Source organism: Corynebacterium crudilactis, from assembly GCF_001643015.1.
Lineage (GTDB): Bacteria > Actinomycetota > Actinomycetes > Mycobacteriales > Mycobacteriaceae > Corynebacterium > Corynebacterium crudilactis.
Genome location: NZ_CP015622.1, coordinates 801,040 through 823,229 on the forward strand (window position 1 = coordinate 801,040; position 22,190 = coordinate 823,229).

Consider the following 22,190-nt stretch of genomic DNA (forward strand, 5'->3'; position numbering starts at 1 on the left):
TCTTCTGTCATGCAGGAAATCGAAGTTATTCGTTCACAACGACGCACCAAGACAGTTCAAGCACGCATCGTGGATGGAAAAATTCAGGTAAGAATTCCCGCGAGGATGACCAAAGCAGAAGAAGCAAAAGTGGTGGGGGAGGTCGTTGCAAAACTGGAACGACGCACCCGATCGTCTGTCTCAAGTGATGCCGACCTGATGTCTCGGGCACATCGGCTGAACACGATGGTGCTGGAGGGCAAAGCACGGGTGGAAAATATTCGGTGGGTGAGTAATCAGAACAGTCGGTGGGGATCATGCACGGTGGTGACTGCGGAGATTCGGATTTCGGATCGTTTAAAAAATGTGCCTGATTATGTGTTGGATTCGGTGTTGGTGCATGAGTTGGTACACACGTTTATTCCGGGGCATTCTGCGCAGTTTTGGGAGTGGGCAAACAAAACGCCCCTGGCAGAGAGGGCCAAGGGCTATTTGGAGGCGTATCAGCGGTGGGGCTGAGCCGTCTTATTTTTCAGTATCTGGCTCATCAGCATCTGGCTCTTCAGAGTCAGAATCATCTGAGTTCTTCTTTTCTGCTTCTTCTGCGAGTAGCTTTTCGAGAGCGTTGATTTCCGCGATTGGGTCGAAATCTTCACCGTCGGATTCACCGAGTAGTGCGTCGATGAATTCAGCTGGCTTGTCGATATCTTCGGCGGTTGGGAGGAAATCTGGGTGATCCCATACTGCGTCGCGACGTTCGACGCCCACGGCGTTTTCCACTCGACGCCACAGCTCGGCTGCTTCGGATACCTTTGGCGCACCGAGTTCAATGCCGACGACCTGTGAGAAGGCTTGTTCTGCGGATCCGCCAGTTACACGTCGGCGCTTCCAGGCTTCGTTCAGGGAGTTGGTGGATGGAATACGTTGGCTGAGTGCTTCGGTGACAACGATATCGACCCAGCCCTCTACCAGTGCGAGGAGGGTTTCCAAACGAGATACTGCGTTAGCGTTGCGGGAGCTGATGCGTGGAGAAAGATCCATGCCCTGCATCTCGCTCATCATTTCTTGCAGACGCTCAGGATCTGGGTTGTCCATCTGGAAGTTACCCATGGCTTCTTGGATGTGGGAAGTATCAATTTCCAGGCCGATGGCGTATTCCTCAACGGAGGAAACGATGCGTTCAACCAGCCAAGGCACATGCTTGAACAGACGCTGGCGGGCAGCTTCGCGGGCGCAGATATAAACAAGCATTTCTTGAGGCGCTACATCGAGGCCTTTAGAGATCTCCGCAAGGTTGCTTGGTAGGACTGCAGAAATACCGACGGGGGAGATTGGGAGTCCGAAATCAGAACCAGTCAGGGTCTGCTTGGCTAGATCTCCCAGTGCGTTGCCTAATTGAACTCCGAAGTTCATTGATGACATGGAGTTCATTAAAGAAGACATCGGTCCGAGCATCTCGCGGGCTTCCTCAGGAAGATTATCTAATTGAGCTTTATTCATCTGCTCAGCAACTGGGGAAACCAGACGCTTCCACACTGGAAGGGTGTTGTCTAGCCAATTTTCTGGGTTCCATGCTTCGACGCGGTGTCCGGAAGTAGGAAGCTGGGTGGCGTTATCTAGCCATAGCTCAGCGAGTCGAAGGGATTCTTCGACGGCTTCTTTTTCAGAAGCTTTAATTGGGGCAACGCGACCAATCTGCTGGCGTGCGATGCGTGCAGCTAAATCATAATTAACCGGCCCCGATGCCTCGGGGGAGTTCATGGAATCTCCCATGCCGGACAGCATCTGGCCAAATTGGTTCAAAATATCGCCTAATCCACCAGCTCCACCAGCTCCACCAGCACCGCCTGGGCCACCGAAGCCGAAGTTGCCACCGAAGAGGCCGAAGGGATCATTGTTACGATTTTTGTCGTCGTCATCATCGTTATTGCCGAATGAGAAACCAAAGCCATTAGAATTCATATTTACCAATCTACAAGGCACCTATTTCTTATTGCTATGATCCGAACAACGCTGATAGCGAACACAGGTTGTAGGGTGGATATTCGTGAACCGCCGAATCAAGACTCTGACATGGGGTGCTATCCCTTTGGTGCTGTTGGCATCATTGGTAAGCATTGACCGTATTCCGGGAACGAACATCAACTTGAGCGTGCCTTATGCAGCTGAAGGGCCGGGGCCAACGATCAATACTCTTGGTCAGGTTGATGGCGAGGATGTGATATCCATCCGCGGAGCGGACTTAGATGAGGCTGAAGGCAACCTCAATATGACAACGGTGTCGGTGCGCACTGGCATGACGTTGTCGCAGGTACTTTCGCGGTGGTTGTTTACCGATGACACGATTATTCCGATTGAACAAGTATTTCCTCCTGGCCAAAGTGCGGAGGAAGTAGAGGAATCTAACCGTTCTGCGTTCGTGTCTTCGGAGTCTTCCGCAACGATCGCTGCAATGAACTATCTCGACATTCCTGTTGAAGTTGAAGTAGTTGAAGTGCTCAAGGACAGCGCAGCAACGGGAGTATTTGAGGCCGGCGATAAGTTGCTCGACATCGATGGCACCGCGATTTCCACTCCAGGAGATGCACAAAAGATCGTGCGCTCAAAAGCACCTGGCGATGCCATCACGATTGGCTATGAGAGAAACGATCGGAAATCTCAAGAAACCATCACCTTGAGGGAACACCCGAGTGATCCTGCTGTGGCGTTGTTGGGTATTTCGATGATGTCTGTGCCGATGAGTGATATTGAAGTGGATTACAACTTGGAAGACATTGGTGGCCCAAGCGCTGGCATGATGTTTTCGTTAGCGGTCGTCGATAAGCTGTCGCCTGGTGCGCTCAACGGCGGCAAGTTTGTCGCTGGCACCGGAACTATCGCAGAGGACGGATCGGTTGGCCCGATCGGCGGTATTGCGCACAAGGTGCGCGCGGCGGAGGATGCTGGCGCGGAGGTGTTCTTAAGCCCGGCTGCGAACTGCGCTGAGGCGATGAGCGCGAAGCCGGAGAGCATAACGGTGCTCAAGGTGGATTCGTTGTCTCAAGCGATTGATCAGATGGCTGCGTACAACCAGGGTGCGGATTACCAAACCTGTAGCTAGTTTTTAGATGCGGTGGAAGTCTCTGTAGAGGTTTTCACCGTTTCTTCTTCTGGATCTTCCTTTGGCGTGGAGAGCCCGAGTTCGTAGATGCGTTCTTCCGGATCGATCTTGTCCGAGGAAACCATTTGTTGAAGCACCAGGCCTTCGTCGTTATCTACGACCGTGATGATGGACATGGTGCCAATCGTGGTCCAGCCCACCACCTTTGATCCGGAATCCTCAACCACCCGAGAGCTGCGTAATTCGGTGAGCAGCTGCGTGGTGCTTGTGGCCTTTGATGGATTATCAAAGAATTGGAACTGGCCCACTTCTAGGCCGGTGCAGGCATAGGAATCTTCGATGCCTGAGGGATCGCAGGTATCGAATTGCTCAAAAAGCTCGACCGGCGCGAGCGAGGCGAAAACTTTATAGGCGGCTTCAACGCCGTTGCCCATGCGAGGTTTGCTTGTCGACGTCTCCCCACTCTCTTCCGGCGATGTCTCGGAAGTCCTGGACTCTGTCGTTGGAGTCGTGGTGGGGGATGACGAAGAAGCTGTGGAGGTCACGGAGCTTGTTGTGCTCGTAGTACTCTCCGTAGCCTCTGTAGATTCGCCGCCTGAACATGCAGCTAAAAGAGGAATGAGCGCCACGAATCCCAGTGCAACGCGGACATGCTTGTATGGGGTGGTCGCCACAGTGAGAACTCCTCAGTAAAATTTTGGGCGGGGTTAACTTAATTTATCCTAGCGAAGACAAGTAAAAAGTCAGTTTTACATATCTTCTGGGTCTGCTTCGAGGGTGTAGCGCAGTGCTGCGATCACGCCAGGAGCAACGCCTGGGCCGCCACGAAGTTCGATTTCATCTTCCGCGAATGGACCGCGCTCGGCCAATTCTTCTTCAGTAGGGCGCAGCTGCAGCAAAGTGAGTTCAGTTTCTCCGCGCACAACACCGGAAAAAAGACGTGCAGGCTGAGGAGTTGCTCCTTGTACGGCCGAATCAGTGAACATGATTTCCTGGGCAAGGATGGCACCGGCGATCTCTGCAGGCCATGCCAAGCGGGAGACGTAATCTCCCAAGGCTTCGGATCCTGGAAGCAGGTTGTCCGGCAGGTTGTCTTGAACCACCAGTGTCAGTGGAGAATCGTCCTCAGCTGCATCATTGAGGGTATCTACCAACATTGCAGTGGGCACCAACGCGAACAAAGTAGGGCCAGCATCCCAGCCTTCAGCGTGGATAAATTCGACAGCTTCGAGCATCGCTTTGTTCAGGGCTTGGGGGCTGAAAATAGAATCGTTCATAATTTTTTCCTTTTGTACACGTACTTGTTGGCCTTTATAGGTGATTAAACCGTAGAGTAGGGGAGAAACGCAGAATCACGTAAAAAATAAGGATATTGTCTTGTCGACTGGTCTCACACCTCCGCCCCAACCGATAAAGCGACCTCCAAAGGCGGTGACGTGGATCTTCGCCATTATCGCGTTGATCATCCTTGTCGCCCCTATGAGCGTTGGCTTCTATACCGACTGGCTGTGGTTCGGTGAAGTAGACTTCCGAGGCGTATTCAGCAAGGTCATCGTCACTCGCATTGTATTGTTTGTGATTTTTGCCCTCATCGCCGCTTTTGTTGCATGGCTTGCTGGCTATTTTGTGACAAAGCTTCGCCCAGATGCGATGTCGGCTTTTGACACCGATTCACCGGTGTACCAATACCGCCAAATGATCGAAAACAGCCTTCGCCGTGTGATGGTTATCATTCCAATCTTCGTCGGTTTGATGGCTGGTCTCATCGGTCAGCGTTCATGGCGAACTGTTCAATTGTGGATGAATGGCCAAAGCTTCGGTGTTTCCGATCAACAATTTGGTCATGATTATGGCTTCTATGCTTTTGATCTTCCAATGCTGCGCTTGGTCGCTGACTCCCTGTCATTGTTCCTCATCGTTGCTTTCCTGATCGCTCTTGTGGGCCATTATCTGATGGGCGGCATTCGTGCAGGAAACCAGATGACTGGTCAAAAGTCCTTCGTCTCTCGCGGTGCACGTGCACAACTTGCTGTGACCGCTGGACTATGGATGCTTGTCAAGGTTGCAGGTTATTGGCTAGATCGTTTTGATCTGTTGACTAAGGAAAACTCCACTTTTACTGGTGCGAGCTACACCGATATCAACGCGCAGCTGCCTGCGAAGATCATCCTCATGGTCATCGCACTATTTGTTGCGATCGCCTTCTTCTCTGCCATCTTCCTCAAGGATCTTCGTATCCCAGGTCTAGCTGTGGTGCTTATGCTACTCAGCTCTGTGATCATTGGCGCTGCTTGGCCTTTGATGCTTGAGCGTTTCTCTGTGCAGCCAAACCGTGCAGAAAAAGAAGCCGAGTATATTTCCCGCAATATTGAATCAACACGGTATGCCTACGGAATTACCGATGATGATGTTACCTATGAAGAAAACTGGGGAGCAGGCGAGACCAGCAACGAAGAGGTCGCTGCCGATTCCGCAACGATTTCTAATATTCGTCTGCTGGATCCTCAGATCCTTTCTCCTACCTTCACCCAGCAACAGCAGCTGCGAAACTTCTATGGTTTCCCAGAACAGTTGGCAATGGATCGCTTTGAGGTAGACGGCGAGCTCCGCGACTTCGTCGTGGCAGCACGTGAACTTGATCCGAATGCTCTGCAGCAAAACCAGCAGGACTGGATTAACCGCCACACCGTATACACCCATGGCAATGGTTTCATTGCCGCACAGGCGAACCAAGTGGATGAAGTCGCCCGCGACGTCGGATCTACTCGTGGTGGCTACCCTGTGTACACCGTCTCTGATCTGCAATCCAATGCTCGTGCTGCGGAAAGCGACGATGCTGAAGAATTAGGCATCAAGGTCGATGAACCACGCGTGTACTACGGACCACTGATTGCTTCTGCCGCTGATGGCGCAGATTATGCAATTGTTGGCGATACCGGTGACGGCCCAGTTGAGTACGACACCGATAATTCGAGCTACACCTATGAAGGTGCTGGCGGAGTTGGCATCGGAAACATGTTCAACCGCGCTGCATTTGCTTTGCGCTACCAAGAAATGAACATGATCTTGTCTGATCGTGTCGGCTCAGAATCTAAGATTCTTTTCGAACGCGATCCACGTTCCCGTGTGGAAAAGGTAGCTCCTTGGTTGACCACTGATTCCAAGACTTACCCAACAGTTATCGATGGTCGCATCAAGTGGATCGTCGATGGCTACACCACCTTGAACAGCCTGCCTTATGCAACCCGTTCTTCACTGACGGAAGCTACTCAGGATGCTGTGATGCCAGATGGCACTCCACAGCCACTGATCACCGATCGCGTCGGCTACATCCGCAACTCCGTCAAGGCTGTTGTCGATGCTTATGACGGCAGCGTTGAGCTCTACGAATTCGATACCGAAGATCCGGTGCTCAAAGCATGGCGTGGCGTGTTCCCAGATACTGTGAAGCCTGAATCTGAGATCTCTGATGCATTGCGTGCGCACCTGCGCTACCCAGAAGACCTGTTCAAGGTACAGCGCGACATGCTGGCTAAGTACCACGTTGATGATTCTGGAACCTTCTTCACCAACGATGCTTTCTGGTCTGTCCCAGGGGATCCAACTGCAGCTGAAGGCCGCCAAGAGCTCAAGCAGCCTCCTTATTACGTTGTTGCAGCTGACCCAGAAACTGGTGAATCTAGCTTCCAGCTGATCACCCCGTTCCGTGGTCTCCAGCGTGAGTACTTGTCTGCGCATATGTCTGCATCTTCTGATCCAGATCACTATGGTGAAATCACCGTTCGCGTCTTGCCAACAGATGCTGTTACTCAGGGTCCAAAGCAGGCTCAGGATGCCATGATGTCTTCTGACCAGGTGGCACAGGATCAAACCTTGTGGCGTGGATCGAATGATCTGCACAACGGTAACCTGCTGACCTTGCCAGTCGGTGGCGGAGAAATCCTCTACGTTGAGCCGATTTACTCGCAGCGTAAGGATCAGGCTTCAGCCTTCCCGAAGCTGCTGCGCGTACTTGTCTTCTACAAGGGTCAGGTTGGTTACGCACCAACGATCGCTGAGGCACTGTCTCAAGTGGGTATTGATCCTAAGGCCGCTCAGGATTTGGAAGAAGTCGAAGGTGCTAAACCAGCACCAGAGACTCCTGAAACCGATCAGCCTGCAGAGCAAACCCCAACTGCTCCAGTGAGTGAAGCTGAAGGTATCGATGCCATTAACCAGGCACTGACCAACCTTGAGTCCGCTCGCGGCGGTTCCTTCGAAGAGTATGGTCGTGCACTCGATGCACTTGACCGTGCTGTCGAAAGCTACCAGTCTGCACCGTAGCGATTAACTAGATTTAAGCCCAGGAGTAATTCTCCTGGGCTTTTTTATTGAGACACCGCATCGGAAATTTCGGCAAGGATCCATTCCAGGGTGTCTTCATCGTGGGAGCCAAATCCGAAGACGATGCCGTTGTCTGCGCCATCGCCGCCCCAATAGTGGGAGAGTGCTGTGACGGAAAGGCCTCGTGAGGTAAGGGTTGCTGTGATTTCTTCTTGGGGTTTTTCGCAGATGAGTACTGCGTGGAGGCCGCCGTTGATGGGGCGTAGTTGTGCGGTGGGCAGATCTCCGAGGGTTTTTTGGACGATGGAGCGGCGGTGTCGGTAGAGGCGTCGCAAACGTTGGGTGCGGCGTCGTAAAGCTCCTGAGGCGAGGTAGGTGGCGAGCGCGTGTTGGGTGATGGCGCCGACTGGCTGGCCGAGAATCCCGCGAAGCTCGGTGAGCTGCTGCGCCAGCGCAGTTGGAGCGATGAGGTATCCGCATGCGACTTGCGGGGTGAGCACCGAGGAAAAAGTGCCGAGCAGGATGGTGCGATCGGGGGCGAGCGCACGCAGCGGTGGCAGTGGCATGCCGATATAGCGCAGTTCGGAGTCGAAATCGTCTTCAATCAGCAGCACATCGTGTGTCTCTGCCCAAGTAACCAGCGCGGTGCGGCGATCCGCCGGCAGCGAACCGCCGTAGGGATATTGGTGGCTAGGTGTGATCAGTAGTGCGTGCAGATTGCTGGGTAGGTCGCTGGGTAGGTCGCTGGGCACCAGGCCGGATTCGTCGGTGCGCACATCGATGGTCTCATGGCCAAGCACTTGCGGAATGCGCCGCAAGCTAGGGTACCCGGGAGATTCAACGCCGAGTTTTACGGGAAAATGATCCATCGCGCGCAGCAGCAAGCTGAGGCCTTCGCGCGCGCCTGCTGTGACGATGATTTGCTCCGGTTCGACCATGAGGCCACGCATCTGGCGTAGGTGGTCGGCGATCTCGACCCGGAGCTGTAAAAGACCCTGCGCAGGCATGCGAGTGGGGGGATTTGCGCAGGCCTCGCGCCACGCACTGCGCCACGCGGAATCTGCTAGCGTCGCCGTATCCGGGAGGCCGGGCCTCAGGTCAAGCAGTGGGGGAGGAGTGCTTATCGACGCCCCCTTCCTTTCACTTTTCACCGGTTTGAGCACATGCAGATCTGGGTTGACCGTGGTTCCTGATCCGTGCGCCGTACTGAGATAACCTTCGCCTGCTAATTGGTCATAAGCCGTCACGATACTTCCGCGCGATACCCCCAATTGGGTGGCAAGAGCTCTGGTGCTGGGTAGCGGATCCCCCGGAGTGAGTATGCCGCGAGTAATCAGACGGCGGATCTGATCGGTGAGCTGCGCGGGGATAGATGTGTGCGTATCGGAATTGAGCGTGATGGGAAGATCGGCGAGCATGGTCTCATCGTGCTCAAAAAAGTGGTCTAGTGCAAGTGTGTCAAAGTGGATCTATCTATAGTCCACTTTATGGCGTTTGATGATCACTCATGACCGAAAATCAAGAAACTTTCCAAGCCACCACTCGTGTAAAGCGCGGACTCGCAGACATGCTTAAAGGTGGTGTGATCATGGATGTGGTCACGCCAGAACAAGCGCGCATCGCCGAGGATGCCGGCGCCACTGCTGTCATGGCGCTTGAACGCGTGCCCGCAGATATCCGTTCTCAAGGTGGCGTTGCCCGCATGAGTGATCCGGATCTGATCGAAGGCATCGTCAACGCGGTATCCATCCCAGTCATGGCGAAAGCACGCATCGGCCATTTCGTAGAGGCGCAGGTTCTGGAAGCACTTGGCGTGGACTTTATTGATGAATCCGAAGTCTTAAGCCCAGCCGATTACACCCACCACATCAACAAGTGGAAGTTCGACGTACCGTTCGTCTGCGGTGCAACCAACCTCGGTGAAGCTTTGCGGCGCATTACCGAAGGTGCTGCCATGATCCGTTCCAAGGGTGAAGCAGGCACCGGTGATGTTTCCGAAGCTGTGCGCCACCTGCGCACCATTCGCGGTGATATCAACCGCCTGCGCTCCCTTGATGAAGATGAACTATTTGTCGCCGCTAAGGAATTCCAAGCGCCATACGATCTGGTCCGTGAAGTCGCTACCACTGGCAAGCTTCCCGTTGTCACTTTCGTCGCCGGCGGTGTGGCCACTCCAGCGGATGCCGCACTAGTGCGCCAAATGGGCGCCGAAGGCGTATTCGTCGGCTCAGGAATTTTCAAATCCGGCAATCCAGCCGCGCGCGCCACCGCGATCGTCAAAGCTGCAACGCTTTTCGACGATCCCTCCGTCATCGCCGAAGTCTCCCGCGGCCTAGGCGAAGCCATGGTCGGCATCAACGTCACCGATGTTCCAGCACCACACCGCCTGTCTGAACGCGGCTGGTGACAATTATTGGTGTCCTAGCTCTTCAAGGCGGTGTGGACGAACACCTCATTGCCTTGGAAACTCTGGGCGCACAGGCACGAAAAGTGCGTGTGCCCAGGGACTTAGAGGGACTGGACGGGATTGTTATCCCTGGCGGTGAATCTACCGTGCTGGATAAACTCGCTCGCGCATTTAACCTAGCGGAACCTCTGGCTGCTCTCATTCGCGAAGGCCTACCAATATTAGCCACCTGCGCCGGATTAATTTATCTGGCCAAGCATGTGGACAACCCAGCTAGAGGCCAGTGCACGCTTGAGACACTCGATGCGACGGTGCGTCGAAACGCATTCGGAACTCAACGCGCATCCTTCGACACCACCGTCGATGTGGGGTGGGGCAGTGCTGTATTTACGGGAGTACAAGCATCTTTTATCCGAGCCCCCATCGTCACTGAGGTTGGGTCTGCGGTGCAAGCGATCGCTGTTCTCAAGAGCGGGGAAGTCGTGGGCGTGCGCCAGGACAATATCATCGCGCTGTCTTTCCACCCAGAAGAAACCGGCGATTATCGCATCCACCAAGCCTGGCTCAATCTTATAAAGAACCATGCTGAACAGGTGATTTGATGTTTTCGGATGCGCTCTGTATAGTTTCTACTCGTTGCACAGAGCGCGAAAGCAATCAATGCAATAGATTAGATGGTTTATCAATCATCGCGTCGCGGGGTGGAGCAGCTCGGTAGCTCGCTGGGCTCATAACCCAGAGGTCGTAGGTTCGAATCCTGCCCCCGCTACTAAGTTCAAAAATCCCCCTCAACTTCGGTTGGCGGGGATTTTTGCGTTTCTAGGTTTGCGTATGCTGGGAGTACTTGTCGGCAGTGCTAATCGTGGGGAAGGAAACGATGGATAAAACTAAGCTCTATCGTTCTGTCGATAACTCTAATATCGTTGGAGTATGTGCCGGGGTGGCGAAATATTACGATCTCAAGAAGGAACAAAAGTAAAATCACTTGCGGCTAGTGGGTAAAATCTTTATAAGATTTTATTTCGATCGAGCTATTCGAGCATGAGATGCTTTGGTGATCGTAAATTTAGGAGTGCGCTCAGGGGAGAACGCTTGTGGTACCAGTTTTGTTAAATATTACATAGCGGCTTTGGCGGCTTTATTGGCAGCTTTGACAGCAAAGAGCAGGACTATAATTTCCACGGCCATCCCAGCTAGGGCGGTGAGAATTCCCCAGGGCTCACTGAAAGCTATCTGAGCAACTATTGCTAGAAGGACAGTGATTGCCGCTACCCATGCAATGTTGTTTACTAGCGGTAATGCTGCAGCATGCCCATCTTGCCAGGCAGCGTCGGAAGCCTGGGTGCGTCGGGTGCGAATTCCTACTGAGCTATTGCGGTCAATTTTTCCTTGAGCAGCCATGCAGGTGATTGCAACGCAGACTACCGCTACGAGTACTACTGAAAACAGCAACATGGCAACGCTGCTAGCACTTGAATCCATGGAATGCCTTTCTAGTTCACTGAGGTCTGTAAAGGCCTGCGCATAAGTTGTGAAGAATGTATTTTTCATAGATTGCTGAGCTAAGGGACAAAGTTAAAAGCTTCCTGCGATAGCAGCACCGTGAAACAGATAAGCATGGATAGCTTTGTTAACTGGGAAGACTACCCATTATTGGTGTGAACTCTTATCTAAGATAATTATGTTTCTCGTATTGCTTAACGAGTAAAAATCCACAGCATTATTTGTTGGAGTAAGCGTATTTCAGATAGCTTTACCAACCCTTTTGAGTCGGAGACAATTTTTACTCTTCCTGGTATTTTGAGTGCGGTAGTTAATTTTTTTAATTTTAAGTTCTAATTAATAGGAGAATTGCAGTGGGAACACCTTTTTATTCGCCGGAAAATGGTGCAGACGGCATGAATAATGATCCGAATCAGTATCCACAGTGGAATCAAGGACAGAAGCAAGGGGATCAGTCTCCTTATGGAGTTCAACCGGCCGCATCCTATGCTCCCGCACAGTTTGCTCAACAGCACCCGCAGCACTTCCAGCAGTATCCAGTCCAGCAAAAGAGCAAGGTTCTTGCTGCGCTCTTGGCATTTTTCCTCGGAACTTTGGGCGTTCATAACTTTTATTTGGGTTATACCAAGGCTGGCATTGCACAGCTCGCATTGACGGTTCTAGGTTATATTTTGACACTTGTCATCGTAGGAATTGGGCTGCTCTTTGTCGTCGGCGTGTGGGTTTTTATTGAGTTCATTCTGATTTTGGTGGGCAATGGCAAATACGCTGTTGATTCACAGGGAATCCCGTTGAAATAAGATTTCTCAAGCATTATTAAAACCGTGGAGTGCTGGTGCTTATTTACCAGCGCTCCACGGTTTTAATAATGCGTAAATGTTGACCTGTTCTGGCATGGAGTGCTCTCACACTGTTGAATATAGACATAACACCAATAAGTAATCACCCCTAAATGGGGGGTTGTGGAAAATTTAAACTCCGCCACCACTGGGTCCTAGGGGAGAATTAAAAACTAAAGTTTCCCCTGTTCACAACTTTAAATAAAGGGAAATTTCCAGAATTTCACAGGTCTTTTTAAACGTAGCGCTTAAGCGTCCCCCGTGAAAGTAAGTGAAATTTTCCAGGGCGAGAATTGCCTAGGTCACACTTGGATTTTATGCACGCCAAAGTTACCTCGCGCATGGCACTATGTAGTGCATTGCCCTTTTGCTGTTATGAAAGTGAACTAAAGATACTTATGCGCACATCGGTTTCACGCCGCGCCGTTTTTGCAACGTCCATTGTGGTGGCGGGGGTGAGCATCATGTCTCCTGCCGCTCATGCAGCAACAGCCCCGCAGTGGGTGGATACGACAGCGATCGTAGATCAAGCGAATGCTCAGCTTTCCCAGTTTGGCGTGAATATTGACCGGAGTGCTGCAGAAGTATTCGATGAACAAGCCAACACTCAGATCGATGCAGCTCTTGCTCCGTATGCAAATACGAAGGCAACTTCTGGGGGGCAGGTAGTAGAGCAAACTCTTCAGGTCGTGGAGCAAGAAGTCCAAAAAGCATTGCCTAATTATGAGGTGCGCACGGACATTCAGTCCCAGGTCATGGGCGCAACCTTGGGTGATGTTTTGCACCGAGTTCCCGGATCCTGGTTTGATGCACCAGCTGTGCCTGAAGAATCCCGGATTGTGGAAGAACAGGGTAAATCACTGTACGGACCGGGTACTCCGATCTATCTCAACGGTAATTCCATGTGCACTCTTGCGGTGACTGGAACGGATGCTGATGGCCGCAAGGTTGGCATTACTGCTGGTCACTGTGGTGACTCTGGCGATACGGTACGATCGGCTGATTCTTTCTGGGTGGGCGATTCTGGAACGGTTGTGTACAACGCACCGAATGCTGATTATTCCATCATTGAGTTTGGCTCCAATGCGGAATTGAGCAATTCCTACAATGGTGTCACCGCAAATGCTGTCGGTGGTGGCGTGGCCAATGGTCAGGAAGTGTGTAAGTCTGGCGTCGCTACTGGTTACACCTGCGGTTTGGTCTGGACTGCCGATGAGCGGATGACCATGTCTCAGGTGTGTGCAGGTCGTGGTGATTCCGGTGCGCCGTTGATTGCAGATGGTCGTGTGGTGGGTCTTGTTTCTGGAGGTGTGATTCCTGATTACAACTTGGCATGCACCACTCCTCTTCAGGGGCCGCTCTTTATGCCAACGCTGTCTGTGAATATGGATAGCATCATCACGGATCTGGATTCTCAGAATCTTCCTGGCCGTGGTTTCCAGCCAACAGCTGGATAGAAGCTAAAGATCCGCCGTTCCTATCAAGGAGCGGCGGATCTTTTGTGCCTGAGCACTAGGAAGCCTTTTAAGAGGCTGAAGTTTTCGGATGTGTATTTGTCTGGTCTCAGGGCTTTTGGGCGCTTCTGAGGGGTTAGTTTTTGGGCACGGACTTTAAGTTTTTGTGGGGTTTCAAGAAGGACCAGACTGTGCGACCAAAACCATCCAAAACTGCAGCTCTTTGGTCGCTGGGTTTGGTTTCGAAATCGCTAAACCAAACCCAGCGACCAAGAACCTCCGAAATATCGGTCGCTTTGGTCACTCGGTCTGGTTTTCTAAAACTTCCCTAGTCAGATCCTCAAAATCGACTGCCCACGGACGTAATCAAAAGAAAGATCCGCCGTTCCTCAACAAAGAACGCCGGATTTCTTAAATACAAAACATTAAACGCCAAAGACATCCAGAACTTCGTCGTGGAGGATTGAGTTGGTGGCAACGGCATCGCCGCCGTGTGGTCCATCAACTCCGGCAAGGGAAGTGAACTTTCCGCCGGCTTCGGTGATCAGGATGGAGAGGGGAGCTAAATCCCAGAGGCTTACTTCTGGTTCTGCTGCGATATCAACGGCACCTTCGGCGACGAGACAGTAGGAGAAGAAATCGCCGTAACCGCGTAGGCGCCAGGTGGTGTCGGAGAGGGAGACGAACTTGTCGCGCAAATCTCGTTCGGCCCATCCGGAGAGGGAGGAGAAGGAGAGGGAGGCGTCGGTAAGCTTGGATACCTGGGATACGGAGAGCTTGCGTGGGGAGCTGCCGTTGAAGGTGCGCCATGCGCCGGATCCTTCAGATGCCCACCAGCGGCGTGCGAGTGCTGGTGCGGAAATGACACCGGCGACTGGTTTGCCATCATCAAGAAGTGCGATCAGGGTGGCCCATACTGGGACGCCGCGGACGAAGTTTTTGGTGCCGTCGATGGGATCAATAACCCATTGGCGGCCGCTGAATTCTACGTCTCCGCCGAATTCCTCGCCCAAAACAGCGTCGGCTGGCCGTGAGATGGCGATCTTTTCACGCAGTGCTGTTTCAGTGGTGAGATCGGCATCGCTGACAGGTGTCATATCTGGCTTGGAGGAAACCTCCAGGTCAGTGGCCTCAAAGCGGTCGAGAGTGATGGAATCGGCCAGTTCGGCGAGTTCGAGGGCGAGGGCTAAATCATCGGCATAATTACTCATGGGTGTTTAGTCTAGTGCGCTTAAAGTTTCGGAGATCTCACTAACCGTCTGTGCGTTTCCTGCAACACACCATTCCACGCCGCCGGCAGCGACCTTGATGCAAGCTCCGCCGACGCCTTCGATGAGTGCACGGCCTGGCAGCCAGTCCCAATCGGCCACGCTGTGTTGTACCCAAGCGCCGACGCTTCCGTCAGCGATAGTGGCCAGATCGATGGAGCCGGCACCGAACATGCGCAGGGTGGCAGGTTTGGTGGCAACGCGCAGCCATGCAGCTCGGATTGCGTCTTCTTCCAACCGGGTGGGGTGGATGTAGGTGGCGAGAGAAACCTGATCGAGGGGGGCGTCGACAAGCATCTTGAGGTCCTGGCCGTCGCGCGTGGTCCGGATTCCCGGGCCACCGAACCAGGTATAACCCATGGCCGGGCGGTGCACGGCGCCGAAGTGCAGACGCGAAGGCGCCGCTGGATTGCCCTCTACCAGCGCAATCGCGGAGCACCAATAATCAGAGCCCTTGGTGAAGTTGTAGGTGCCATCGACCGGGTCAATGACCCAGGTTTTTCCGCTTATCGACGCACGGTTCGCGCCTTCCTCACCAAGCAGGCCATCTTCAGGTCGCAGCGCTTCAAGAACGCCTGCAACAAAAGCCTCCGCCGCACGATCCGCATCGGTGACCACATCTGACACGGAAGTTTTGTAATCCGTATCCACACCATTTTCGCGCATACGCCACGCCAAACGGCCAGCGTTGTATACAAGCGCCTGCGCAAGGTGCTCATCGGAATCTTGTTCATGGGCAATCACGAAAGTTTTGGTGATTGTTTTAATCATGTCTTCAAGGCTTGCTGCCGGATGTGTCTGCTGTGGATTACTCATGCCATCTATTGTGCATTGCTGAAGCTTCGTGTGCTGAATAAGGTCTCGTTCTAAGATTCGCTATTAATACGGGTAACATGTGCAAACATGCGTCCCGAATTTTCTGCAGAACTCTCCGAGCTAGACAGCACGCTTACCACCATTGAAAAAGTGCTGAACCCGGAAGAGATGTCTGACCGCGTCCGAGAACTGGAAGCTCAGGCAGCGGATCCTTCTCTCTGGGATGACCCCGATCATGCACAAAAAGTCACCTCTGAGCTGTCCCATGTGCAGGCAGAGCTGCGTAAAATCACTGATCTGCGCCAACGCATCGAAGATCTGCCCATCATGGTGGAGCTTGCGGAGGAAGAAGACGACAGTGATTTTTCCATCGCCGATGAAGAGCTTGCAGAGCTACGTACTCTGATTGACGCTTTGGAAGTAAAGACCATGCTTTCCGGCGAATACGATGCCCGTGAAGCTGTGATCAATATTCGTTCTGGTGCTGGCGGCATCGATGCTGCGGACTGGGCAGAAATGCTCATGCGCATGTACACCCGCTGGGCAGAAAAGAATGGTCACAAGGTAGATGTCTATGACATTTCCTATGCGGAAGAAGCCGGCATCAAATCGGCCACCTTCGTGGTGCACGGTGACTACATGTACGGCCAGCTTTCTGTCGAACAAGGCGCGCACCGCCTCGTTCGCATCAGTCCTTTTGATAACCAGGGCCGACGCCAAACCTCCTTTGCTGAGGTTGAGGTGTTGCCAGTGGTAGAAACAACTGACTCCATCGATATCACAGACAATGAAGTGCGCGTTGATGTGTACCGTTCTTCCGGCCCTGGTGGACAGTCTGTGAACACCACTGACTCCGCAGTGCGACTTACCCATATCCCAACCGGCATCGTGGTCACCTGTCAGAATGAGAAATCTCAGATCCAGAACAAGGCATCAGCGATGCGAGTTCTCCAGGCAAAGCTGTTGGAACGCAAGCGTCAGGAAGAACGCGCAGAGATGGATGCGCTTGGCGCTGGCGGCAATGCGTCTTGGGGAAACCAGATGCGTTCCTACGTTTTGCACCCGTATCAAATGGTGAAGGATCTTCGTACCAACTTTGAAGTTAATGATCCACAAAAGGTGCTGGACGGCGATATCGATGGCCTTCTGGAAGCTGGTATTCGCTGGCGCATGGCTGAAAGCCAAGTAGCGGAATAACTTTTTCTCGGGTGCAGTGATCGACGGCAGCGGGTGCAGCTAGCCGTTGCCCGAAACGCTGTCTGGGCGGTTGTCTGGGAAAATCCGGCGAGATTGCGGATAAGGTCCGACTAATTGGTCACTTCCGTTTCTCTAGCCACAGGAGTTTAGATAGAGTGTGAGCCGTGATTACCTTTGAGAATGTCACCAAGAACTACAAGACCTCAACCCGCCCGGCATTAGACAATGTGTCTTTACATATTGATAAAGGCGAGTTCGTCTTCCTCATCGGACCATCCGGCTCAGGAAAATCAACTTTCCTGCGTCTTATGACGCGAGAAGAAAAACTCAGCTCCGGTTCGTTGATGTTGGCAGATTTTCAGGTGAACAAACTCCGTGGAACGCAAGTAAATAAACTACGCCAACGCATTGGTTATGTGTTCCAGGATTTCCGACTTCTCAAAAACAAAAATGTCTACGATAACGTGGCATTTGCTTTGGAAGTCATCGGAAAGAATAAGGACAGGATCTCAGAACTTGTCCCAGAAACACTCGAAATGGTTGGTCTAGCTGGAAAAGCTAACCGCATGCCCAATGAACTTTCTGGTGGTGAGCAACAGCGTGTGGCCATCGCCCGCGCATTCGTGAACCGTCCTTTGGTGCTGCTTGCAGATGAACCTACCGGCAACCTCGATCCAGATACTTCCGATGAGATCATGATCCTTCTCAATCGTATTAACCGACTTGGTACTACCGTGATCATGTCCACCCATAATGCTCGTACCGTTGATGACATGCGTAAGCGCGTTATCGAATTGCATCTTGGCAAATTAGTCCGCGATGATGCCCACGGCGTCTACGGCGAAATGCGATAGGGGAGTAGCACTGATGGCATTTGGATATGTATTGCGCGAAGCCCTGCGAGGCATGGGCCGCAACCTCACGATGACGATGGCATTGATCATCACCACCGCTATTTCCTTGGCGCTTTTGGCTACGGGATTTTTAGTCACCAATATGACCGATCGCACCAAAGATATCTATCTGGATCGCGTGGAAGTAATGATCCAGCTGGATCAAGATACTTCTGCCAACGATCCAGAATGCACCGCCGAAGCTTGCCTCGAAGTTCGCGATACTTTGGAAGGTATTGATGGTATTGATTCCATCACCTATCGTTCCCGCGAAGCATCCTATGAACGGTTCGTAGAAGTATTCAAAGATACAGATCCTGTACTGGTTACAGAGACTTCTCCCGATGCACTACCCGCAGCATTTCACGTTCGGCTCGAAGATCCTCTAGCAGTAGAGATCCTCGATCCGGTCCGAGACCTTCCTCAGGTAAGTAATGTGATCGACCAAGTTGATGATCTGCGCGGAGCGACCGAGAACCTCGATTCCATCCGCAACGCCACCTTCCTGATTGCTGCAGTTCAGGTGATTGCTTCGATCTTCCTGATTGCCAATATGGTGCAGATCGCTGCGTTTAACCGCCGTGAAGAAACCGAAATTATGCGTATCGTTGGCGCATCGCGATTCTATACACAGGGCCCTTTCGTCCTGGAGGCGATTTTATCCACCCTGGTTGGTGCTGTTTTGGCCATCGGAGGACTTTTCCTGGGTAAGGAATTGGTTATCGATAAAGCACTCCGCGGCCTCTATGATTCCCAGCTCATTGCTCCAGTTACCACCACAGATATTTGGTTAGTCGCACCGATCATCTCAGGAATTGGCATTGTTGTTGCCGGACTTATTGCCCAGCTGACACTGCGCTATTACGTCCGGAAATAGACTCTTGTTCCTTGTGCCGTAGACTTGGAAAGACTATGGCCAAGAAGAAAAAGAAAGTCGACGACAACAACTCAGTTCTCGCGACCAATCGCAAGGCCCGCCATGACTACAACATCATTGATACGTGGGAGGCGGGCGTGGTGCTGTTAGGCACCGAAATTAAGTCCCTGCGCGAAGGAAAAGTATCCCTCGTGGATTCTTTCGCCACGATTGATAATGGAGAGATCTGGCTTCAGCATCTCCACATTCCGCAGTACTCCATGGGTTCCTGGACAAACCATACGCCTAAACGAACCCGTAAACTTTTGCTGCACCGCAATGAAATTGACTCGCTGATGGGTAAAGTCCGCGACGGCAACCGCACCTTGGTTCCGCTCAAGCTTTATATCAAAAACGGTCGCGTCAAGCTCGAACTCGGACTTGCTCAAGGTAAGCAGGATTACGATAAGCGCCAAGACATCAAGCGCCGCACCGAAGAACGCGAAGTTACCCGTGAACTGGGCCGTCGTATCAAGGGCATTAACGCTTAGATGGCTATTCATACCGCGAAAGTCCACGATGTCCTCAACGGGGCACGGACTTATGGCACCACCGTTTTAGTCGATCGGTTGTGGCCACGCGGTGTGAAAAAAGATGACCTTAAGCCAGAGCTCTGGCTCAAAGGCGTCGCACCAACTCCTGACTTACGGAAATGGTTCGGCCATGAGCCGGCTAAATTCGAGGAATTCCGCAAGCGCTATATCGCCGAGCTTGACGCCAGCGAAGAAAAAGATTTAACGCTGCTTCTCGACGCCTCCTCCCGCACCCCAGTCACCTTGCTTTACGGTGCTGCCGATCGCGACCACAATCACGCGATCGTTTTAGCGGAGTGGCTCGAGAAATAACTTCTTGCTTTTGTGTTCGTTTTTGAGCTATCATGAACCATCTTGTGGAACTCGCACGAGCCCACCGCAAGACATCAATGGGGCTGACATGGTTTCGACTACGTTGATTTAGCCAGGGGAAGCGTGCCGGTGAAGGCTGGAGACCACCGTGAGCGTCGCAGCAAACCAATAAGCGCCGAGAAGTCTCAGCGCGACTACGCCCTCGCTGCATAAGCAAGCGACCGCGTGTCTGTCAGCCTAGGGGAGTCCCTGACCTAGATCCTGGCATCGACTAAGGGACTTGCTGTTCAATCGCGTCAGCGGGGTTGAATGGGACTTTTACTGCTGACTGGGCTCATCATCCGGAAGTGTTCGTCCTAGCCGGAGGGCCGAGTAGAGATCCTTGCGCGGACTGCGCACGGAGAAGCCCTGGCGAGGTAACGTAGGACCCGGGTTCAATTCCCGGCAGCTCCACAGAAGGTAAAACCCCCGGTCATCACTGACCGGGGGTTTTGCTATATCCGTGCTGGTAGTGACCATGTTACTATGTTGCCTACAGTGGCCACAAGGGGCCATGAAGTGAAGTAGTTACGGGAAAGATACGGGAAGCAATTCCCGTTCCCGTCCAAGGTGGGAGGGCAACCCCATGGCAGGCAAACGACGTACCCGGCGCGCCTTTGGGACAGTGCGCGCTAAAGGCAAGCGGTTCTACGCGGAATACACCGGGCCCGATGGAGCTCAACACACCCCCGGGCATTCTTTTGCCAGTAGGACAGATGCTGATGGATGGTTAGCGACAGAACGCCGCCTCATCGACCTGGAGACCTGGAGTCCACCAGCTGTTCGGAAAGATAAGGCGGAGCAGGATACCACTACTGTGGGGCAGTGGTTGGAGCAGTACCACGTCAACCTGGAACATAGGCCGAAACCTCCGCGCCTGTCAACGATGCAGAACTACCGCCGTGTGACCACCAATCGGATCACCAACCCCTTATCGCCGGGGGATGTCATGCTGGATATCACCCGGTTAGCCTCCCTGCCCCTGGTGAAGCTGACCAAAGGGGATGTGTACCGCTGGTGGGATGGAGTGCAGCGTGCCTACCCCGATGCCCACACCATTAACCAGCAGGCCTTTAAACGCCTACGGGCAGCGTGTGAAGAGGCTACGCGCCGGGAAATGATTCCCACCAACCCTGTGGATGTGCCCGAGGCAGGCAAACGGGTGCAGACCAAGGAAAAGTACTTACCCGAGGATGGGGAACTTCATGCAATCCTGGAGGCCATGCCCGCGCAATACCGGGTGCTCACCTCATTGATGCTGTTTCACGGCCTGCGCATTGGTGAGGCCCTGGCTCTGGAGCAGAGGCACGTGCAGGTGGAGTACCTACCTGCCCCGTGGATGCCGCGGGTAGTGGTGAGGGTGGAGCAGAACGCCCAACGCCTTGGGGGAGATGATGGACGAACATTTATGTTTATCCAGCCGCCTAAGTCAGATGCTGGGTACAGGGAGGTTCCCATCATGGCTAGTCATGTGCCGTTGTTCCTGAAGCACCGCGCCCTGCACTTACCCGGCGCGCCCACGCTGGTGGAGACTTGGCAGGGCGCCCGGCGTGTGTCCTTGTTGACCGCTACGCGTACCGGGGGGTTGATGATGGACACTAGCTATAGAAGTGTGCTCAACCGGGCTAAGGAACGCGCCGGGGTGTCTATGGAGATTGACCCGCATTGTGGACGTAACTGGTTGATTACCCGCCTGGCAGAGCAAGGGGCGCACTTGAAAGAGATTGGTCGGTTACTCGGGCAGGAGGATGTGGCGACTATTTTGGATGTGTATATGAAAGTGCGAACAGGCCGTACGGCGACGTTAATGGAGAAAGTGAATTCAACATTGGAGTTTAAGAAGTGAGCAAGTTCAAGGATTTAGGTCTTCCCCGCACCGTTTATAACGGTATCCCCGATCCAGAGAAGTCCCTGGTAGAGCTTTTGATGCAAGATAAGCAGCGCTTTAAAAGAACCGCTCAGGTTGTTTACCGTTGCAAGAAGTGTGGCAAAAATCTGGGATTTGTCTATCCGGTCGTGATGCAAAATCCAGATGAGCCCGTGGAGTTTGGACAGCTCAACGATGAGGGGCACTTGGTGGTAAATGCGCCAGTATGTAGGACGGGAGATGGTGGGCATGTAATTCCGGAGCGTCCAACACCATTTGGGCCTTGGGTGGTCTGCAAGCCAGTGCCACCCGGTTACAGCATACGGACTTGGTGGTTATTCACCTATCGCAATATCGATCCCGAGTTTGTATTTGTGGACGATGCAACAGGTGATATTGCTTTTGCTCCCACGGGTGGGGTGAAGGGGCACCGTCCGGGTGAATCTGCGTCGGATGAAATTCACGCTGTGTCTTCGCCGGGAGAGATTACTGTGGCAGGCCAACGTGATGTCTGGGAAGTAACCGACCGCAATATATGGAGACAGGAGGAGAAAAATCCACCAGTGTTCTCCTTAGATAATCCCAGCGGTTTAATCATCTGTAGGGACTATGAGCAGGTGTTAACCTTTGCACAAGTAGAGGCAGATATCGCAAATTATGTGCCTGGACGACCGGTAAACCTCGATCCACCGATGTGCCCTCGGTGATGTCCTGATCCCGGTTCCGGGCGGGTCCGGAATTTTC

At 52.9% G+C, this 22,190-nt stretch carries 22 protein-coding genes, 1 tRNA gene and 1 other RNA gene; 17 read left to right on the forward strand and 7 right to left on the reverse strand.

All coding sequences use genetic code 11. The annotated features are described in order from the left end of the window. Positions 1-9 precede the first annotated feature (9 nt). A complete protein-coding gene (locus tag ccrud_RS03805) occupies positions 10-498 on the forward strand; it encodes a M48 metallopeptidase family protein (RefSeq protein WP_066569478.1) in 489 nt (162 codons plus the stop codon). 6 nt (positions 499-504) lie between these two features. On the opposite strand, the gene ccrud_RS03810 is transcribed toward ccrud_RS03805, so the two are convergent. Further along, positions 505-1,941 (reverse strand): zinc-dependent metalloprotease, encoded by a 1,437-nt coding sequence (locus ccrud_RS03810; protein ID WP_066564935.1) that lies wholly within the window; start codon positions 1,939-1,941, stop codon positions 505-507. A gap of 85 nt (positions 1,942-2,026) precedes the next feature. Here ccrud_RS03810 and ccrud_RS03815 point away from each other — a divergent pair, with 85 nt between their 5' ends. Then, the gene (locus ccrud_RS03815; protein ID WP_066564936.1) at positions 2,027-3,079 is read left to right on the forward strand and encodes a YlbL family protein; all 1,053 of its coding nucleotides are present in this window, start codon (positions 2,027-2,029) and stop codon (positions 3,077-3,079) included. Here ccrud_RS03815 and ccrud_RS15645 read toward each other — a convergent pair. After that, complete coding sequence (locus ccrud_RS15645) at positions 3,076-3,753, reverse strand: hypothetical protein (RefSeq protein WP_245670369.1); 678 nt, start codon at positions 3,751-3,753, stop codon at positions 3,076-3,078. The genes ccrud_RS03815 and ccrud_RS15645 overlap by 4 nt on opposite strands. Positions 3,754-3,828: 75 nt before the next feature. Beyond that, a complete protein-coding gene (locus tag ccrud_RS03830; RefSeq protein WP_066564939.1) occupies positions 3,829-4,356 on the reverse strand; it encodes a PPA1309 family protein in 528 nt (175 codons plus the stop codon). 100 nt (positions 4,357-4,456) lie between these two features. On the opposite strand from ccrud_RS03830, the gene ccrud_RS03835 reads away from it, so the two are divergent. Then, positions 4,457-7,402: a UPF0182 family protein gene (locus tag ccrud_RS03835; protein WP_066564940.1), complete on the forward strand. Its 2,946-nt coding sequence runs from the start codon at positions 4,457-4,459 to the stop codon at positions 7,400-7,402. 44 nt (positions 7,403-7,446) lie between these two features. On the opposite strand, the gene pdxR is transcribed toward ccrud_RS03835, so the two are convergent. Beyond that, the gene (gene pdxR, locus ccrud_RS03840) at positions 7,447-8,820 is read right to left on the reverse strand and encodes a MocR-like pyridoxine biosynthesis transcription factor PdxR (RefSeq protein WP_066564941.1); all 1,374 of its coding nucleotides are present in this window, start codon (positions 8,818-8,820) and stop codon (positions 7,447-7,449) included. Between the two features lie 89 nt (positions 8,821-8,909). On the opposite strand from pdxR, the gene pdxS reads away from it, so the two are divergent. The 4 genes from pdxS (at position 8,910) to ccrud_RS14880 (ending at position 10,788) form a co-directional block, all read left to right on the forward strand. Beyond that, a complete protein-coding gene (gene pdxS, locus ccrud_RS03845) occupies positions 8,910-9,809 on the forward strand; it encodes a pyridoxal 5'-phosphate synthase lyase subunit PdxS (RefSeq protein WP_066564942.1) in 900 nt (299 codons plus the stop codon). Positions 9,810-9,811: 2 nt separating this feature from the next. Beyond that, positions 9,812-10,411 (forward strand): pyridoxal 5'-phosphate synthase glutaminase subunit PdxT, encoded by a 600-nt coding sequence (gene pdxT, locus ccrud_RS03850; protein ID WP_074025579.1) that lies wholly within the window; start codon positions 9,812-9,814, stop codon positions 10,409-10,411. A gap of 93 nt (positions 10,412-10,504) precedes the next feature. Further along, positions 10,505-10,578: transfer RNA gene (locus ccrud_RS03855), tRNA-Met, on the forward strand. A gap of 108 nt (positions 10,579-10,686) precedes the next feature. Continuing rightward, a complete protein-coding gene (locus tag ccrud_RS14880) occupies positions 10,687-10,788 on the forward strand; it encodes a PspC domain-containing protein (protein WP_082868781.1) in 102 nt (33 codons plus the stop codon). Positions 10,789-10,925: 137 nt separating this feature from the next. Here ccrud_RS14880 and ccrud_RS03860 read toward each other — a convergent pair whose 3' ends face one another. After that, positions 10,926-11,291 carry an SdpI family protein gene (locus ccrud_RS03860; RefSeq protein WP_066569482.1) on the reverse strand — a complete coding sequence of 122 codons (366 nt, stop codon included), beginning with the start codon at positions 11,289-11,291 and terminating at the stop codon, positions 10,926-10,928. 374 nt (positions 11,292-11,665) lie between these two features. On the opposite strand from ccrud_RS03860, the gene ccrud_RS03865 reads away from it, so the two are divergent. Together ccrud_RS03865 and ccrud_RS03870 are read left to right on the forward strand one after the other, a co-directional pair. Next, positions 11,666-12,112: a TM2 domain-containing protein gene (locus ccrud_RS03865; RefSeq protein ID WP_245670370.1), complete on the forward strand. Its 447-nt coding sequence runs from the start codon at positions 11,666-11,668 to the stop codon at positions 12,110-12,112. 437 nt (positions 12,113-12,549) lie between these two features. Further along, positions 12,550-13,608, forward strand: a complete 1,059-nt coding sequence (locus ccrud_RS03870) for a S1 family peptidase (protein ID WP_066564943.1) — start codon at positions 12,550-12,552, stop codon at positions 13,606-13,608. A gap of 422 nt (positions 13,609-14,030) precedes the next feature. On the opposite strand, the gene hisN is transcribed toward ccrud_RS03870, so the two are convergent. Together hisN and ccrud_RS03880 are read right to left on the reverse strand one after the other, a co-directional pair. Continuing rightward, a complete protein-coding gene (gene hisN, locus ccrud_RS03875) occupies positions 14,031-14,816 on the reverse strand; it encodes a histidinol-phosphatase (RefSeq protein WP_066564944.1) in 786 nt (261 codons plus the stop codon). Between the two features lie 6 nt (positions 14,817-14,822). Beyond that, complete coding sequence (locus tag ccrud_RS03880) at positions 14,823-15,698, reverse strand: inositol monophosphatase family protein (protein WP_074025401.1); 876 nt, start codon at positions 15,696-15,698, stop codon at positions 14,823-14,825. 78 nt (positions 15,699-15,776) lie between these two features. Between ccrud_RS03880 and prfB the strand changes: the two genes are divergently transcribed. From prfB to ccrud_RS03920, 8 genes are all read left to right on the forward strand, one after another. Beyond that, a complete protein-coding gene (gene prfB / locus ccrud_RS03885; protein ID WP_066564946.1) occupies positions 15,777-16,886 on the forward strand; it encodes a peptide chain release factor 2 in 1,110 nt (369 codons plus the stop codon). A 164-nt stretch (positions 16,887-17,050) separates the two neighbouring features. Continuing rightward, positions 17,051-17,740, forward strand: coding sequence for a cell division ATP-binding protein FtsE (ftsE, locus tag ccrud_RS03890; RefSeq protein WP_066564947.1), 690 nt, complete (start codon positions 17,051-17,053; stop codon positions 17,738-17,740). Between the two features lie 13 nt (positions 17,741-17,753). Then, a complete protein-coding gene (ftsX, locus tag ccrud_RS03895) occupies positions 17,754-18,656 on the forward strand; it encodes a permease-like cell division protein FtsX (protein WP_066564948.1) in 903 nt (300 codons plus the stop codon). 35 nt (positions 18,657-18,691) lie between these two features. Further along, positions 18,692-19,186, forward strand: coding sequence for an SsrA-binding protein SmpB (gene smpB / locus ccrud_RS03900; protein ID WP_066564949.1), 495 nt, complete (start codon positions 18,692-18,694; stop codon positions 19,184-19,186). Beyond that, a complete protein-coding gene (locus tag ccrud_RS03905; RefSeq protein WP_066564950.1) occupies positions 19,187-19,540 on the forward strand; it encodes a DUF488 domain-containing protein in 354 nt (117 codons plus the stop codon). 79 nt (positions 19,541-19,619) lie between these two features. Beyond that, positions 19,620-19,996: a transfer-messenger RNA gene (gene ssrA / locus ccrud_RS03910) on the forward strand. 169 nt (positions 19,997-20,165) lie between these two features. After that, positions 20,166-21,425 (forward strand): tyrosine-type recombinase/integrase, encoded by a 1,260-nt coding sequence (locus ccrud_RS03915; protein ID WP_066564951.1) that lies wholly within the window; start codon positions 20,166-20,168, stop codon positions 21,423-21,425. Then, entirely contained in the window at positions 21,422-22,153 is a 732-nt protein-coding gene (locus tag ccrud_RS03920) for a hypothetical protein (RefSeq protein WP_066564952.1), read from the forward strand. Before ccrud_RS03915 ends, ccrud_RS03920 begins: the two co-directional genes overlap by 4 nt. Positions 22,154-22,190 lie beyond the last annotated feature (37 nt).